Annotated in this window: 12 protein-coding genes; 1 reads left to right on the top strand and 11 read right to left on the bottom strand. The window is 41.9% G+C overall.

What is annotated here, in order from left to right:
* Positions 1-17: 17 nt before the first annotated feature.
* The 7 genes from tpiA to pcrA form a co-directional block, all read right to left on the bottom strand.
* Positions 18-776: a triose-phosphate isomerase gene (gene tpiA / locus FKX92_RS11350; RefSeq protein ID WP_002917440.1), complete on the bottom strand. Its 759-nt coding sequence runs from the start codon at positions 774-776 to the stop codon at positions 18-20.
* Between the two features lie 278 nt (positions 777-1,054).
* Entirely contained in the window at positions 1,055-1,909 is an 855-nt protein-coding gene (gene rfbD, locus FKX92_RS11345) for a dTDP-4-dehydrorhamnose reductase (RefSeq protein WP_002917441.1), read from the bottom strand.
* Positions 1,910-2,170: 261 nt separating this feature from the next.
* The gene (locus FKX92_RS11340) at positions 2,171-3,655 is read right to left on the bottom strand and encodes a glucosyltransferase domain-containing protein (protein WP_149566355.1); all 1,485 of its coding nucleotides are present in this window, start codon (positions 3,653-3,655) and stop codon (positions 2,171-2,173) included.
* Complete coding sequence (locus FKX92_RS11335; protein ID WP_002915506.1) at positions 3,652-4,578, bottom strand: glycosyltransferase family 2 protein; 927 nt, start codon at positions 4,576-4,578, stop codon at positions 3,652-3,654. Before FKX92_RS11335 ends, FKX92_RS11340 begins: the two co-directional genes overlap by 4 nt.
* Positions 4,579-4,678: 100 nt before the next feature.
* Positions 4,679-5,959 (bottom strand): O-acetylhomoserine aminocarboxypropyltransferase/cysteine synthase family protein, encoded by a 1,281-nt coding sequence (locus FKX92_RS11330; protein WP_149566354.1) that lies wholly within the window; start codon positions 5,957-5,959, stop codon positions 4,679-4,681.
* Positions 5,960-6,057: 98 nt separating this feature from the next.
* Entirely contained in the window at positions 6,058-6,456 is a 399-nt protein-coding gene (locus FKX92_RS11325; protein ID WP_149566353.1) for an NUDIX hydrolase, read from the bottom strand.
* Complete coding sequence (pcrA, locus tag FKX92_RS11320; protein ID WP_149566352.1) at positions 6,453-8,741, bottom strand: DNA helicase PcrA; 2,289 nt, start codon at positions 8,739-8,741, stop codon at positions 6,453-6,455. Before pcrA ends, FKX92_RS11325 begins: the two co-directional genes overlap by 4 nt.
* Positions 8,742-9,000: 259 nt before the next feature.
* Here pcrA and FKX92_RS11315 point away from each other — a divergent pair, with 259 nt between their 5' ends.
* Positions 9,001-10,197, top strand: coding sequence for a cation diffusion facilitator family transporter (locus FKX92_RS11315; RefSeq protein WP_187759437.1), 1,197 nt, complete (start codon positions 9,001-9,003; stop codon positions 10,195-10,197).
* Between the two features lie 32 nt (positions 10,198-10,229).
* Here FKX92_RS11315 and FKX92_RS11310 read toward each other — a convergent pair whose 3' ends face one another.
* The 4 genes from FKX92_RS11310 to pfkA all read right to left on the bottom strand — a co-directional run bounded on the left by FKX92_RS11310 (position 10,230) and on the right by pfkA (position 14,417).
* Positions 10,230-10,967, bottom strand: coding sequence for a hydrolase (locus tag FKX92_RS11310; protein ID WP_187759436.1), 738 nt, complete (start codon positions 10,965-10,967; stop codon positions 10,230-10,232).
* 137 nt (positions 10,968-11,104) lie between these two features.
* On the bottom strand, positions 11,105-11,662 hold the full coding sequence (gene lepB, locus FKX92_RS11305; RefSeq protein WP_149566349.1) for a signal peptidase I: 558 nt from the start codon (positions 11,660-11,662) through the stop codon (positions 11,105-11,107).
* A gap of 182 nt (positions 11,663-11,844) precedes the next feature.
* Entirely contained in the window at positions 11,845-13,350 is a 1,506-nt protein-coding gene (pyk, locus tag FKX92_RS11300) for a pyruvate kinase (protein WP_002919310.1), read from the bottom strand.
* A gap of 56 nt (positions 13,351-13,406) precedes the next feature.
* Positions 13,407-14,417 carry a 6-phosphofructokinase gene (gene pfkA, locus FKX92_RS11295; protein ID WP_002895919.1) on the bottom strand — a complete coding sequence of 337 codons (1,011 nt, stop codon included), beginning with the start codon at positions 14,415-14,417 and terminating at the stop codon, positions 13,407-13,409.
* Positions 14,418-14,497: the final 80 nt, after the last annotated feature.

Raw genomic sequence — 14,497 nt, 5'->3', positions numbered from 1 at the left:
TCTTTTTTCAACATTTTTTATTTTACAAAATCAAGCAATGCCAAGAAGCTTTCAGCTTCAAGTGATGCACCACCAACAAGAGCACCGTCAACATCTGGACAAGCCATGTAAGACGCAACATTTTCAGGTTTTACAGAACCGCCGTACTGAACGCGAACCTTGTCCGCTACTTCTTGACCAAAGTCAGCTGCTACAACGTCACGAACTGCTTTACACATCTTTTGAGCGTCGTCTTGAGTTGCTGACTTACCAGTACCGATAGCCCAGATTGGCTCATAAGCGATAACCAATGATGCAACTTGCTCAGCAGTCAAGTCTTTCAAAGCAGCTGATACTTGAGCACCAACGAAATCTACTGCTTTACCAGCTTCGTAAGTTTCCAGTGATTCACCACAGCAGATGATTGGCACCAGACCATTGCGGAAGATAGCATGCGCTTTTTTGTTGATGTCTTGGTCTGTTTCATGGAAATAATCGCGGCGTTCTGAGTGACCGATAACGATGTAGTCAACTCCAACTTCTGCAAGAACTTTAGGGCTGTTTTCACCAGTGAAGGCACCTGCATCTTCAAAGTAAGCGTTTTGGGCTGCTACCTTAAGATTACTTCCTTTAGCTGCTGCCAAAACAGTTGTCAAATCAAGTGCTGGAACAGCGATACCAGCTTCTACCAAATCTGAAGAAGGTAGCTTAGCAGCAACCGCTTCTACAAAAACCTTGGCTTCTTCAGGATTTTTGTTCATTTTCCAGTTACCAGCAATAAATGGTTTACGTGACATATTCACACACCTCTTCTATTTTATTTATAGTAACATTGTAACATAGTTGAATGAAATAATAAAGGTTATCCACAGAATTTCATCAAATTGAAACATCTTTATTTTAAGGGGATAACATCTGTGGAAAATTCTTCTCATTATCATTTCCCACCCGCATCTTCAAGCCAAATCTTTCTCCAGCAGAGCACGCGCCTGAAAATCGTTTCTTTAGTCTGCTAGAAAAAAACAGAACCTAGTTTGAGACTAAGTTCTGTCGCTATTATTAACTTCAAAGAAAATCACTGTTTCTTCTCTTGCTTGTAAAACTCTTTTAAGGCATCCTGCCAAGTCGGAATGATAAAGCCTGTAGCCTTAGCCTTGGCCAGGCTCATAGTTGAGTTGAAAGGCCGCTTAGCCTTGGCCGGGAACTTGCTGGAATCCACCGGCTGGACTTCCACATCCGTATCTTTGAGAATTTCCACTGCAAAGTCATACCATGTCGTGTCCTCAGCCGCATCATTAGACAGATGGTAGTAACCAAATTCCTTTTGATTCTCAGCCAGATGAGTCATAAATTCAGCCAGCGTGCGAGTCCAAGTCGGACGGCCATGCTGGTCATTGACTACAGTCAGAGTTTTGTGCGTCTTAGCAAGATTTTGCATGGTAAAGACAAAGTTTTTACCGTAGTTACCAAAGACCCAGGCAGTACGGATAATATAGAAACGGCTGGAATATTTCTCAACTAGCTCCTCACCCATACGCTTGGTACGACCATACTCAGTCTGCGGATCTGGCCGATCATCTACTTCCCACTCCTCACCGACAGGCTTTTGTCCGTCAAAGACATAGTCTGTTGAGATGTAGACCAAGGTCGCTCCGTGTGCTTCAGCAGCTTTTGCCACATTTTCGGTACCGGTCACATTGATGGCATAGTCCAGCTCTTTTCCTTCGTCCTCAGCCGCATCAACTGCAGTATAAGCTGCGCAGTGATAGACCAAGCTTGGCTTGACTTCCGCAAAGACCTTGTCCACCATTTGGGCATTGGTAATGTCCATTTCTGCCACATCAACAGCCACATACTCCTCATTGCGCTCATCCAAAAGATAGCGAAGCTCTGTACCTAGCTGTCCATTCGCACCTGTAATTAAAATCATTTGTCTTTCCTTTCACATCATAAACATTCAATGAGTTTATTATAACAAAAAAAGCAGAAAAAATCTGCTTGGTTGAATCAGACCTCTAGTCATTTTTAGAAAATAAAATCTCATACTTTTTACACTCCATATATAAATGATGCAATATTATGCAAGTGATAATCAGAAAACTTAGCATCATTTCAAATTGACAGTATAAACTTTAACAATGCATAATCACATTAAAATGAATCTTTTCTTTATTTCTCTCTTAGAAAGATTCTACTTCATGATAACAAATAATTCATTATTTTCAAGATAAATATTATATAACTTTGTTTCTTCAAGTAATGTATAGTTTTCACTACTAAAATCTATATTAGCAATATCGATTAATTTGAAATCGACGTTTAAGTTCGTTATGCTATTAAATCTCAATGTCATATCCCAAGAAACATTCGTATTTGGCATAATCAAACTTTTTAACATTGGATAAACAGAAGCTGTATTGCTAAATACTGGCGAATCAGAAAGAAAGCGATTCACATTAATAACTGTTTTTTCGGGTGTAATGTACTTGTTTAGAGAGGAAGCTAGCAATATGCTCTGTGCTTTGAACATTTCATTTTGTTGTTTTAAACTGCTCACATAAGTAAAAGAGAAAGATAAGAAATAAAAAACTAATAATCCCGAGACGAAGGACTTCCCTCTACGTAGAATTTTACTCTTTTCAACGCACTCTAAGCTAACAATTAAGATTATCGCTAAAAAAATTCCGAAACCATATTCATATCTTGGTCTCATAAGATAATAAGGATTAGACAAAATCAAATAGGTTCCATAGCTAAACACACTTCCTAAACTTAGCCAAATCAGCATATAAATAAAGTTTAAAAGGAATTTAGTACTGGATAAGCGAATCACACTGATAGTTAAGAGAAATATAGCAATTATCGTTAATAAAACCCAGATAGTTGAACTTTGAAAAAATATATTGTTCAAATATCCTGCAGCATTCACCCCGATTATTTTAATCATCTCTAATCCCTTTGGAATATCAGCTTGATCAGCAAAAATAGGAGGCTTTATAAAAATTTGTATACGATATAAAACCAAACCAATTACATATGACAACATTGAGATGAAAATTTTAGGGATTCTTTCTTTAAAATAACTTCCTTGCAATAATTCTAAAAATATTAGCGTCATGGTTATCATAATGTACACTCCAGAAGAAGCTTGGTATGAATTGCACATTAAGAATATACCAACAACTGACATAACTCCAAATATTCTTTTATTATCCCAGAAAATAAATGGAATGATGGAAACTAATATACTTAAAGTCATAAAAGGATTGTCAAATCTAAAACTTAATGGCTCTAAAAACCACGGATTAATCCCTATAATAGTTGAAACAGATGCTGTTATAAAAGAAATCTTCTTATTGGGATATAAGACAAACAATAAAATTAAGCTCGCTAAAGTTAAAAAACAAGCTGACAGAATATTTGAAGTCAAGCCTAGTTCTGTCAGATGATCCCCACCTTGTATTAAACGAGCAGAATACTCACTTAAATATCTTGAATAATGTTCAGAGAATTTTGAATAGCCTTGTAATTGTCTTCCAATATCATCAATATAGGGATACTCAGCTAAACCGATATTAATATTGACTACTGAATAAATAATAAAAATAACTAGGGCAGACGATTTATTTAAAAGAAGATAGTTTTTAAAATCAGAAAAACGTTTCTGGAAAATCATTTACTTTTCTCCTTAATCACATAAATCGGCCGATGCTTGGTTTCCATAAAGATTTTGCCAATGTATTTACCCAGTATGCCGATGGTCAGCAGCTGGAAGCCGCCGATAAGGAGAATGACAGTCATAAGAGACGGCCAACCAGATGTCGGATCACCAAAAACCAAGGTGCGAATAATAATCACTGCCATCAGGATGAAGGCTAAAATCCAAGACAGGATACCTCCTAAAAAGGCGATGTTGAGCGGCGCATCAGAGAAATTGACGATGCCTTCCAAAGAATAGTTGAAAAGAGACCAGAAATTCCAAGAGGTCTTGCCAGCTACTCGTTCGACATTTTTGTATTCCAAGTACTCGGTATTAAAGCCAACCCAGGCAAAAATTCCCTTGGAGAAGCGATTGTACTCTGAAACATCCAGAATAGCTTCTACCATCTGACGGCGCATCAGTCGGAAGTCACGCGCACCATCTACCATCTCTACCTGACTAATCTTGTTAATCAGCTTATAGAACAAATTGGCAAAAAAGCTTCGGATAGGCGGCTCTCCCTCGCGAGTAGTGCGACGGGTACCCACACAGTCCAACTCAGGATTCGAGTCCAGCAAAGCCTTCATCTCAATCAGGAGCTCGGGCGGATCCTGCAAGTCCACATCCATTACCGTCACAAAATCCCCACTCGCCTCTTGCAAACCAGCATATAGAGCTGCTTCTTTTCCGAAATTGCGAGAAAAGGACAGATAGTGTACATCTGGACAGCGACTGCTGAGCTCACGTAAAACAGGCAAAGTCTGATCCGTCGATCCGTCATTGACAAAAATATATTCAAACTGGTCACGGATTTGATATTTGACCGCTTCCATGGCTTCATGAAACAGAGGAATAGACTCTTCTTCATTGAAACACGGAACAATCACCGAAATTGTCATTTTAATCTCCTACTATTTTATATATTTCATCCTATTATAACAAAAAACTAGGCGAAAACCTAGTTTTAATCTTATTTGCTCTGTCTAGAGGCCCTGAAAATTAGATAGATTCCAAGGCGATTCTCAAATCCTCTATCAAGTCTTCCACATTTTCCAGACCAATAGAGAGACGGATTTGATTTGGTGTAATGCCTGCTGCCAGCTGAGCCTCTGACGACATCTGACCGTGAGTTGTTGTAGCTGGATGGACGACCAGCGACTTAGCATCTGCTACATTGGCCAAGTCAGAGAAAATCTCTAGGTTGTCAATAACCTTACGAGCTTCTTTCTCTCCGCCTTTGACATTAAATGTGAAGATAGAGCCCACGCCTTTAGGGAAATATTTTTCTGCCAAAGCATGATATGGACTCTCAGCAAGCTTGGGATAATTGACCTGCTCGACCTTAGGATGCACTGCTAAGAATTCCACAATCTTCTCAGCATTGGACACATGGCGCTCTACACGCAAAGAGAGAGTTTCCAACCCCTGCAGGAATAGAAAAGCATTAAAGGGAGACATGGCTGCGCCCGTATCGCGCAAGAGCTGAGTCCGGACGGCGGTGACAAAAGCTGCTGCTCCGACATCGCGCGTATAACTGATATCATGATAGCTTGGGTCCGGGTCAACAAACTGCGGAAACTTGCCAGAAGCTTCCCAGTCGAAACGACCGCTGTCCACAATCACACCACCAATGCTGGTTCCGTGACCTCCGATAAACTTGGTCGCAGAATGCACCGCGATGTCCACTCCATGAGAAAAGACATTGATCAGATAAGGAGTGGCAAAGGTATTGTCGGAAATCAGCGGAATTTTATGAGCATGAACCAGCTCTGCCAAAGCATCAAAGTCAGGAATATTAATCAGTGGATTACCCAAGCTTTCAATCAGAACCAGCTTGGTATTGTCCTGAATAGCCGCTTCTACTTCAGCCAGATTTTCAATATTCACAAAAGTCGTGCTAATGCCATAGCGAGGCAGGGTTTCCTTGAGCAGATTAAAGGTGCCACCGTAGATGGTAGAGGCTGCTACTACATGGTCGCCAGCATGCGCCAAGGCTAGAACAGTATAGGTAAGGGCTGCCATACCAGAAGCTGTCGCTAGAGCTCCAACTCCACCCTCCAAAGCCGCAATCCGCTCTTCAAAAGCAGACAGAGTCGGATTGGTAATCCGAGTGTAGATATTGCCCGGCTTGCGTAGGGCAAAAAGATCTTCTCCCTCCTGAGTATCGTCAAACACATAGGAAGTTGTCTGGTAAATAGGCAGAGCCCGCGACTTGGTTGTCGGGTCTACTGTCTGTCCGGCATGAAGCTGCAGGGTTTCAAATTTAAATTCACGTGTCATAAGGTCACCTCACTATAGTTATGTGATAAGTCTACCACTAAACTCCCCGCTTGACTAATAGAATTTCCTTATCAAAAGAAATAAAGAGAAGCTATATCTTATAGCTTCTCGGTTATAATCTCAAAAGTCGCCTGATTGCTGGGCCAGTACAGCTGCGACGAAACTTTGTCTAAAGCTACCCACTGAGCTCCCACATGCTCATCAGAAATCTGGATGTCCTTCTGTTCAGTCAGAACTAGAAAGAGATCTTTGTGGATGGACAGATTTTCATCAATCTTTACTGTGAAATCTCCAAGAGCCGTCAGATTTGAACAATCTAAGACCAAGCCGGTCTCCTCTTTTATTTCACGAAGGCAAGCCTCTTCTGGGCTCTCACCTCTCTCAATCCCACCAGTAATGGGCTGCCAAAAGGAAACTTTCTCATCCTCCACTTTCAAGAGCAGGATTTCTCGCTCCTCTGGATGATAAATCCAGGCTTCAATCGACTGCCTCATCATGATTTTTTCTCAATCGGTGCTATGCTGGCTAGCACTTTCTTCAGACCCACTTCTGGGAAATTAATCTTAAGCTCTTGATTATTTCCACTGCCAGAGACTGCCAGAACTGTCCCATCGCCCCATTTCTTATGATGGGCAATATCTCCGATAGCCCAAGCAACTTCTGGCTTAGATGGCTGGCTCTGACTGCTCTTTCCAAAAGGCAGACTGCCTGTAGAAATCGAACTTGGTGCCGCCTGACGCTTCCGCTCCTGCAGGGCTTGAGCCAGACTCATACCCCGACCGAATTTACTAGTATCGCTCTTGGTATAGCTGGCCTTAAAGGAGCTGTTTGCCGGTCGAGCCAGGCCTTGATAGTCTAGCAAGTCTGAGCTGATTTCTCTCAGGAAGCGAGTAGGGTGATTATAGTTGGTTTTACCATAGAGCATACGGGAATTGGCATTGGTTAGATAGAGAATCTTCTCTGCTCGGGTGATGCCGACGTAGGCCAGGCGCCGCTCCTCTTCCAGCTCCTCCTCATCTTCAGATGCCCGGCTCAGAGGAAAGACATTTTCCTCCATACCAATCAGAAAGACGACTGGAAATTCCAATCCCTTGGCTGCATGAAGGGTCATCAGAGTCACTTCGGAACTCTCTGTATCTCCGTCATCTGTGTCTGCAATCAAGGCTAAGTCATTAAGAAAACGGCTGAGCTTATCAAGACCAGACTCATCAGTTGGATTGTCTGGACTTTCGTCAAAATTCTTGGTTACAGACAGGAATTCTTCGATATTTTCAATCCGTGCTTGGCTTTCCAAGGTTGCCTGGGCTGCCAAGGATGCAGCATAGCCTGTCTTTTCCAATACAGCCTCTACCAGATCCGTTACTGTATAATCATCCAAGCGCTCCCGCAAATCCAGAAGCATATTGGCAAAATCATAGACCGCCTGAGCCGCCTTACCCTTGACTGGCGACAGCAGGATATTGGCTGACGCATCCAGTAAAGACATTTCCTGACTGGACGCAAAATCCCGAATTTTCTCCACCGTTCCTGGTCCGACACCACGCTTAGGCTCATTGACCACGCGCTCATAGCTAATATTATCGCTAGGATTGGCGATGAGATTGAGATAAGAAATGACATCGCGTATTTCCTTACGGCTGTAGAACTTGGTGCCACCAACCATGGTATAGGGAATATTGGACTTGAGCAAGGCTTCCTCCACCGTACGTGACTGGGCATTGGTCCGGTAAAGGACTGCAAAATCCTTATGACTGTAGCCTTCTCGGCTCAGCTGATCAATAGTTCGGGCGACAAAGAGAGCCTCGTCCTGCTCGTCATTAGCCCGATAGTAGACAATCTCTTCACCGTCTTCGTTTTGAGTCCAGAGATTTTTAGCACGGCGGTTGCGGTTGTTTCGGATGACCTCATTAGCCGCCTGAAGAATGGTCTTGGTGGAACGATAGTTTTCCTCTAGCAGGACTACCTTAGCTTCTGGATAATCTTTTTCAAAATCCAAGATATTTTGCATGTCGGCTCCCCGCCAGCCATAGATAGACTGGTCGGCATCTCCAACCACACAGATATTCTTAAAGCGGGAAGCCAAGAGCTTGACCAGCTGGTACTGGGCATGGTTAGTATCCTGATACTCGTCCACATGGATATACTGGTAACGTTGCTGGTAGTAGGTCAAAACGTCAGGATTTTGATCAAAGAGTCGCAGGGTCAGCATGATTAAGTCGTCAAAGTCCATAGCCTCAGACTGGCGCAATTCCTTTTGATAGGCCGTGTAGCACTTAGCTACAATCTCTGTATACATATCACCAGCTAGATTTGCATAGGCTACCTCATCAATCAGGTCGTTCTTAGCATTGGAAATAGTTCCCAGAATGGCACGCTCATTCCACTTTTTAGGGTCCAGATTGAGATTTTTGAGAATTCGCTTCATCAGAGTCCGCTGTTCGCCAGGATCAACGATCGTAAAGTTGCGGTTGTAGCCAATATGATCTGCTTCTCGTCTCAGAATACGCACACACATGGAGTGGAAGGTAGCGATTAAGCAATCTTGAGCTTCCGTTTTAAGTTTTTCAGCCCTTTCTCTCATCTCCCGCGCCGCCTTATTGGTAAAGGTAATGGCAAGGATATTCCAAGGATTGACCATTTTTTCATCAATCAAATAGGCAATACGGTGGGTCAGGACACGGGTCTTACCCGAACCAGCTCCCGCCATAATCAGCAAAGGCCCTTCTGTTGTTTGAACCGCCTCAGCCTGACGGTCATTCATACCGTTTAATAAAGGATGCATTTTTCTTCCTCTTTCAAAGTCAATGCTACTATTATAACAAAAATCCTGATGAAGCTAAACCAGAAAGAAGAGGAATTTCTGATTTTAGATTAGATTTTTGGCAAAGTCATTTAAGGCACCTTAAGCCCAATGCAAATTGAAAATCAGGCCTATTTTTGCTATAATATGCCCATATGAGACTTAGAGTAACTGTCCAGAGATGACATTTTTTCGCAAGTCTCTTTTCCATTCTGCTGCCCCACTAGAAAGAAAAGCTGTCATGAAAAATCCTAGTAACAATCTGAAGCTAGCGGAGAGAGGAGCCATCCTGTCCATCGCTACCTATCTGATTCTCTCAGCGGTCAAGATTATCGCAGGCTCGACCCTCCAGTCCTCCAGTCTGACGGCCGATGGCTTCAACAATGTATCTGATATCGTGGCTAATATCGCCGTTTTAATTGGCCTGCGTATGGCCAGAAAACCAGCCGACCGTGACCATCGCTTCGGCCATTGGAAGATAGAAGATTTGGCCAGTCTCATTACATCTTTTATCATGTTTTTCGTTGGATTTGATGTCCTGATTGAGACCATTCAGAAAATCATCTCCAATCAAGAAACCAAGCTTGACCCAGTTGGTGCCGTGGTCGGAATTATCTCAGCAATTGTCATGTTGGGTGTTTATTTTTACAATAAAACACTAGCTAAAAAAGCTCACTCCAAGGCTCTGGATGCCGCAGCCAAGGACAACTTGTCAGACGCTGTCACTTCGATCGGCACTTCAGTTGCGATCATTGCCAGCGCCTTTAATTTCCCAATCGTTGATAAGCTAGCAGCTATTATCATTACCTTCTTCATTCTCAAGACGGCCTATGATATCTTTATGGAATCTTCTTTCAGCCTGTCCGACGGATTTGATGAAAGCCTACTCCAAGACTATAAGCAAGCCATCCTAGAAATTCCTAAAATCACTCAGGTCAAATCCCAGCGGGGCCGGACCTATGGCAGTAATATCTATCTGGATATTATCTTGGAAATGAATCCCGATTTGTCTGTTTTTGAGAGCCATGAGATTGCTGATCAAGTTGAAGAGATGTTAATGGAACGCTTCGGGGTCTTTGACATTGACATTCATATCGAGCCCGCTCCCATTCCTGAAGATGAGAGATTGGAAAATCTTTACCCAAACCTACTCATGCGTGAGCAGCTCGTTGAGCAAGGCAGCCAACTGGATACACTTCTGTCAGCAGAATTTCTCTATATTTCCCAAGATGGCCGACAGCTGAACAAGGCTGAGTTTCAGACAGAAAGAGCCTCAAAAACACCTATCAAAAACTTTGAACTGCTCTCTGTCAGCCAGAAAACCAAGCTCATCCGCTATGAAATGGACGGTGTTATCCATACCAGCCTCTGGCGCCGCCACGAAGTATGGCAAAATATCTTTCACCAAGAGACACGAAAAAACCAGTCTGATGATTAAGTCAGTCTGGCTTTTTCATTGCAACACATCCTTCATTTCCCTGTATAATAAATAACAGTAATACTATCTAGACTTTGCAAATTTGTTGGTTTCTCTTTAGCTTTCAGGCCGTCTTTTTCAGGATTGTCAGACAAATAATAGTTGTCATAGCTATCATCTAGGTCGGTATAAATCTTTATCTTATCATTAACAAGTAAAGCAGCATATCTTGCCTGTCCAAAAGGCTTTCTTGAAATCTTTGTAAATTCAATTTTTTCAACATTTTCATAGTGATTCAGTAAAAATAAAGCCAGACCCTCTTCCTGATTGCGTACCTTTACTTTTTCCTCTGTCGTCAGCCAAGCATTTTCTCCAGAGTAAATAACATCCGTCTCACCCGTATCTTTAAAATTTGTGACCTTCTCTTTCTTTTTCAGACGAAAAGTCAATTCTGTCGAATCAGTGTGAGAGTTATTATTTATATTATAGTTTTCATCTTTTGAGTCCAAAGAAACATGTGGGATATAACTGGTGTCATTTACTATGAGACTAACGGAATCCCCTTTCCATAAATTTCCCTTGGAAAATTCATCAAATTCAATTTTTTGAACATCTTCATAATGATTAATGATATAAAGTGCAATCTTTTCCTCTTTCTTACGAAGCTCCGAAATTTCAGTATCTGACATCCATATTTTTTCACCATCTCTATTTACTATACTGCTGCATGCTGTCAAAAAACTTAGAGCCAGTATAGCAAAAAATAATAATTTCTTCTTTCTTGACTTCAAGAGCATTCTCCTTTTTTGCGGTCTTTTGATATTAGTATACCACATCAGGACAAGTATCTTTATGTTTACTTGTAACTTTAAAGTTGATTCTCAAAGAAAAAAACCAAGGCTTGCCTTGGTTGAAAATAGACTTCAATTTACTTATTCTTAATAAAACCAAATTCACTCAGCGGTGAGAGCCGGAACTCCACCACTCCCTTGATTTGACTGGCTTTGATGAGCCCAAATTCTCGGCTGTCCTTGGTATTTTCACGTCGGTCATTAAGAATCAGATAAGAATCTTTAGTAATTTTATCAGACTTTGAGTTTTTTAAATCAATAATAGAGAAATCATGAGTGTAGTAACCAGAACTTCCTGCTGAAGCCAAATATTTCTCGCGCATTTTCTCAATATATTCTTCCGACATGACCTGACCGTTCAGGTAAAGGAGGTCATCCATATAGGTTACCTGATCTTTTTCCTGGGCAATGACCCGGCCGATATAGTCTTTGCCGTCCACTTCATAGAGAACAAAATCTCCACGCTTGATGTCTTGCTTTCTTGTCGCCAAGACCAAGTCATTCTTTGCCAAATAAGCATTACTGTCTTGCTCAGTCACTCGATAAGGCGTATAAATAAAAACTCTCAGCCCTATAATAATAGCTGCCAGTACTGAAAAAATAATGATATTTCTTAATAAATCTCTCTTTAACATTCGTCTCTCCCATCTCTTTTATACCATTATATCATTTTTAGATAAAATAGACAAAGAGACAATCTTATTTCAAAAATCAAAACGCTGATGTGTCCTTCTTCCCACACAAGATAATGGTCATCACTTCGACAAGAGAAAAAACCGATGATTTTTCAATCAACGGTTCTTCTTATTATCTTAAATTAACGTACTGTACGGATGCGCATTGTGTTGGTACGAACTGCTTCACCAAGCGGCACACCAGCAACGATAACGATATCATCACCAGATTCAACCAAGCCTTGCTCAACCGCAATCTTTTCAGCGATGTCAAACATATCATCTGTGTTAGATGGAGTGTTTGTAGTCACCGGAATCACACCCCAGTTCAGCATAAGACCGCGTTGAGTCAATTCGTCAAAAGTGATAGCCAAGATATCAGCATTTGGACGGTATTTAGAAATCAAGCGAGCTGTGTGACCAGTCTTAGTAAGGGTAACTACCAACTTGATATCCATTGAGTTTGTAGCATCTTTAACTGCTGAAGCCATAACTTCAGTCTTAGAGTTACGCTCAAAGTTATCAGTTGTCAAACGGCCATATTCGTTAAGAAGGGTTTGAGCATTCTTATCGATAGTAGCCATTGTTGTAACTGACTCAAGTGGGTATTTACCATTTGCAGACTCGCCTGAAAGCATAGTTGCGTCAGTTCCGTCGATAACAGCATTAAATACGTCTGATACTTCTGAACGAGTTGCACGTGGTTTTTCTGTCATGGTTTCAAGCATGTTAGTTGCTGTGATAACTACTTTACCAGCTGCATTTACCTTCGTGATGATCATCTTTTGGTAAACTGGAACCATTTCGAATGGTACTTCGATGCCCATGTCACCACGGGCAATCATGATACCGTCAGCAGCTTCAATGATTTCGTCCAAGTTATCGATACCTTGTTGGTTTTCGATTTTTGCGAACAATTGAACATGGCCATTACCAGTTTCTTCACAGATTGCACGAACCTCGTTGACGTCTTTTGCAGTACGTACAAATGAAATCGCGATGAAGTTGATTCCTTGCTCAAGACCAAAGCGGATATCGTCATTATCACGCTCAGCAAGTGCTGGGAAAGGAATTTTAGTGTTAGGGATGTTCACACCTTTTTGCTTAGCAATGATGCCGTCATTTTCAACTTCTACTTCAAATTCACGAGTAGCATCGTCTTTTGCGATAACACGAAGACCAAGTTTACCATCGTCAACCAATACTTGACGGCCAACTTCAACATCATCGTAGATGTCCAATCCGCCAGCAACGTTCAAAGCAATTACTTCACGAGTAGATTTGATACCTTGCTTAGTAGCAACACGGATTTTTTCACCAGTCTTGTATGAATACTCTTTTGCATCGCCTTCAAACAATTCTGTACGAATTTCTGGTCCTTTTGTATCAAGAAGGAAACCAACTTTTTGACCAGCAATTTCTTCTGCACGCTTAACAGTTGCCATGCGCTCTCCTTGCTCAGCATGGTCACCGTGTGAGAAGTTGAAACGGAATGTGTTTGCGCCAGCTTCAATCAGCTTAGCAATGTTTTGAGCTGATGCTTCAACATCCAGCTTTTCTCCCCAATATCCGTCATCACCGAATTTTTTACCACCGCGGATTTCTACCGCAGGACCTAATGTTGCAACGATTTTTACACGTTTATTCATGATTGTATGAAACTCCTTCTTCTATTTGGCCTTTTGGCCTGAATAACAAATAATGATTAAATATTGATGCTGCGATTCAAATCAGCCAAGTCCAGATCAGCCTTGTGCGGATTGTTAACGACAATTTTGCCTTCAGCAGTCAAGCTAAAGAGTGCTCCTTCTTCAGCAGTTCCCAGAATTGGGCTTTCAACCATCTGCTCATTGCGGATTCCAACAGCAACTCCGCCGATACCTTCTTTAAGCAGCTTAACAGCATGTGCTCCCATACGAGATGCAAGAACACGGTCACGCGCAGTAGGTGATCCTCCACGCTGGATATGTCCGAGCTCTGTAACACGCAAATCGCTCATATCTCCAGCTTCTTTCAGCTTTTCAGCAAATTCATCCGCTGACATGACACCCTCAGCCAAGACGATGATGTTGTGCTTCTTACCCTTGGCATAGCCATTCTTAATGCTTTCAACAACTTCTTCGATCTTGAAACCTTCTTCAGGAACGATGATTTCGTCCGCACCAGATGCAATACCTGCCCAGAGAGCAATATCACCAGCATTACGTCCCATTACTTCAATAACGAAAGTACGGCGGTGACTGGATGAGGTATCCCGAATCTTGTCAATCGCATCCATAGCTGTAGTAACAGCAGTATCAAAACCGATAGTGAAGTCTGTTCCGACGATATCATTGTCAATGGTTCCTGGAACACCGACAGCTGGGAAGCCATGCTCTGTCAAGCGCATCGCACCGTGGTAAGACCCATCACCACCGATAACAACGACACCTTCGATTCCATGTTTTTTAAGCTGCTCAATCCCTTTCAGCTGCCCTTCAACTTGGGCAAACTCAGGATAACGAGCAGAGTGAAGGAAAGTTCCACCGCGAGAAATAATGTCACCAACTGATGTCGCATCAAGTGGGTAAATCTCGCCAGCTACCATTCCAGCGTAACCATCATAAATACCGTAAACTTCCATTCCTTCGGAAATGGCTTTACGAACAACCGCACGGATGGCAGCATTCATACCAGGGGCATCACCACCACTAGTCAAAACAGCAATACGTTTCATTTCGCTTTTTGCTCCTTTTTCTTTTTAACATTCTTATAGATTATACCACAATCATCATGAAAATTCTCTTATTTTCCATA

Source organism: Streptococcus sanguinis (assembly GCF_008329445.1).
Classification (GTDB): domain Bacteria; phylum Bacillota; class Bacilli; order Lactobacillales; family Streptococcaceae; genus Streptococcus; species Streptococcus sanguinis_O.
The sequence above is the reverse complement of the archived record's forward strand: the minus strand, read 5'-3'. Positions and strand labels throughout refer to the sequence as shown.

Coding starts and splice junctions, on each gene's coding strand:
- tpiA (WP_002917440.1), bottom strand. CDS start 776: ATGTCACGTAAACCATTTATTGCTGGTAACTGGAAAATGAACAAAAAT.
- rfbD (WP_002917441.1), bottom strand. CDS start 1,909: ATGATTTTAATTACAGGTGCGAATGGACAGCTAGGTACAGAGCTTCGC.
- FKX92_RS11340 (WP_149566355.1), bottom strand. CDS start 3,655: ATGATTTTCCAGAAACGTTTTTCTGATTTTAAAAACTATCTTCTTTTA.
- FKX92_RS11335 (WP_002915506.1), bottom strand. CDS start 4,578: ATGACAATTTCGGTGATTGTTCCGTGTTTCAATGAAGAAGAGTCTATT.
- FKX92_RS11330 (WP_149566354.1), bottom strand. CDS start 5,959: ATGACACGTGAATTTAAATTTGAAACCCTGCAGCTTCATGCCGGACAG.
- FKX92_RS11325 (WP_149566353.1), bottom strand. CDS start 6,456: ATGATGAGGCAGTCGATTGAAGCCTGGATTTATCATCCAGAGGAGCGA.
- pcrA (WP_149566352.1), bottom strand. CDS start 8,741: ATGCATCCTTTATTAAACGGTATGAATGACCGTCAGGCTGAGGCGGTT.
- FKX92_RS11315 (WP_187759437.1), top strand. CDS start 9,001: ATGAAAAATCCTAGTAACAATCTGAAGCTAGCGGAGAGAGGAGCCATC.
- lepB (WP_149566349.1), bottom strand. CDS start 11,662: ATGTTAAAGAGAGATTTATTAAGAAATATCATTATTTTTTCAGTACTG.
- pyk (WP_002919310.1), bottom strand. CDS start 13,350: ATGAATAAACGTGTAAAAATCGTTGCAACATTAGGTCCTGCGGTAGAA.
- pfkA (WP_002895919.1), bottom strand. CDS start 14,417: ATGAAACGTATTGCTGTTTTGACTAGTGGTGGTGATGCCCCTGGTATG.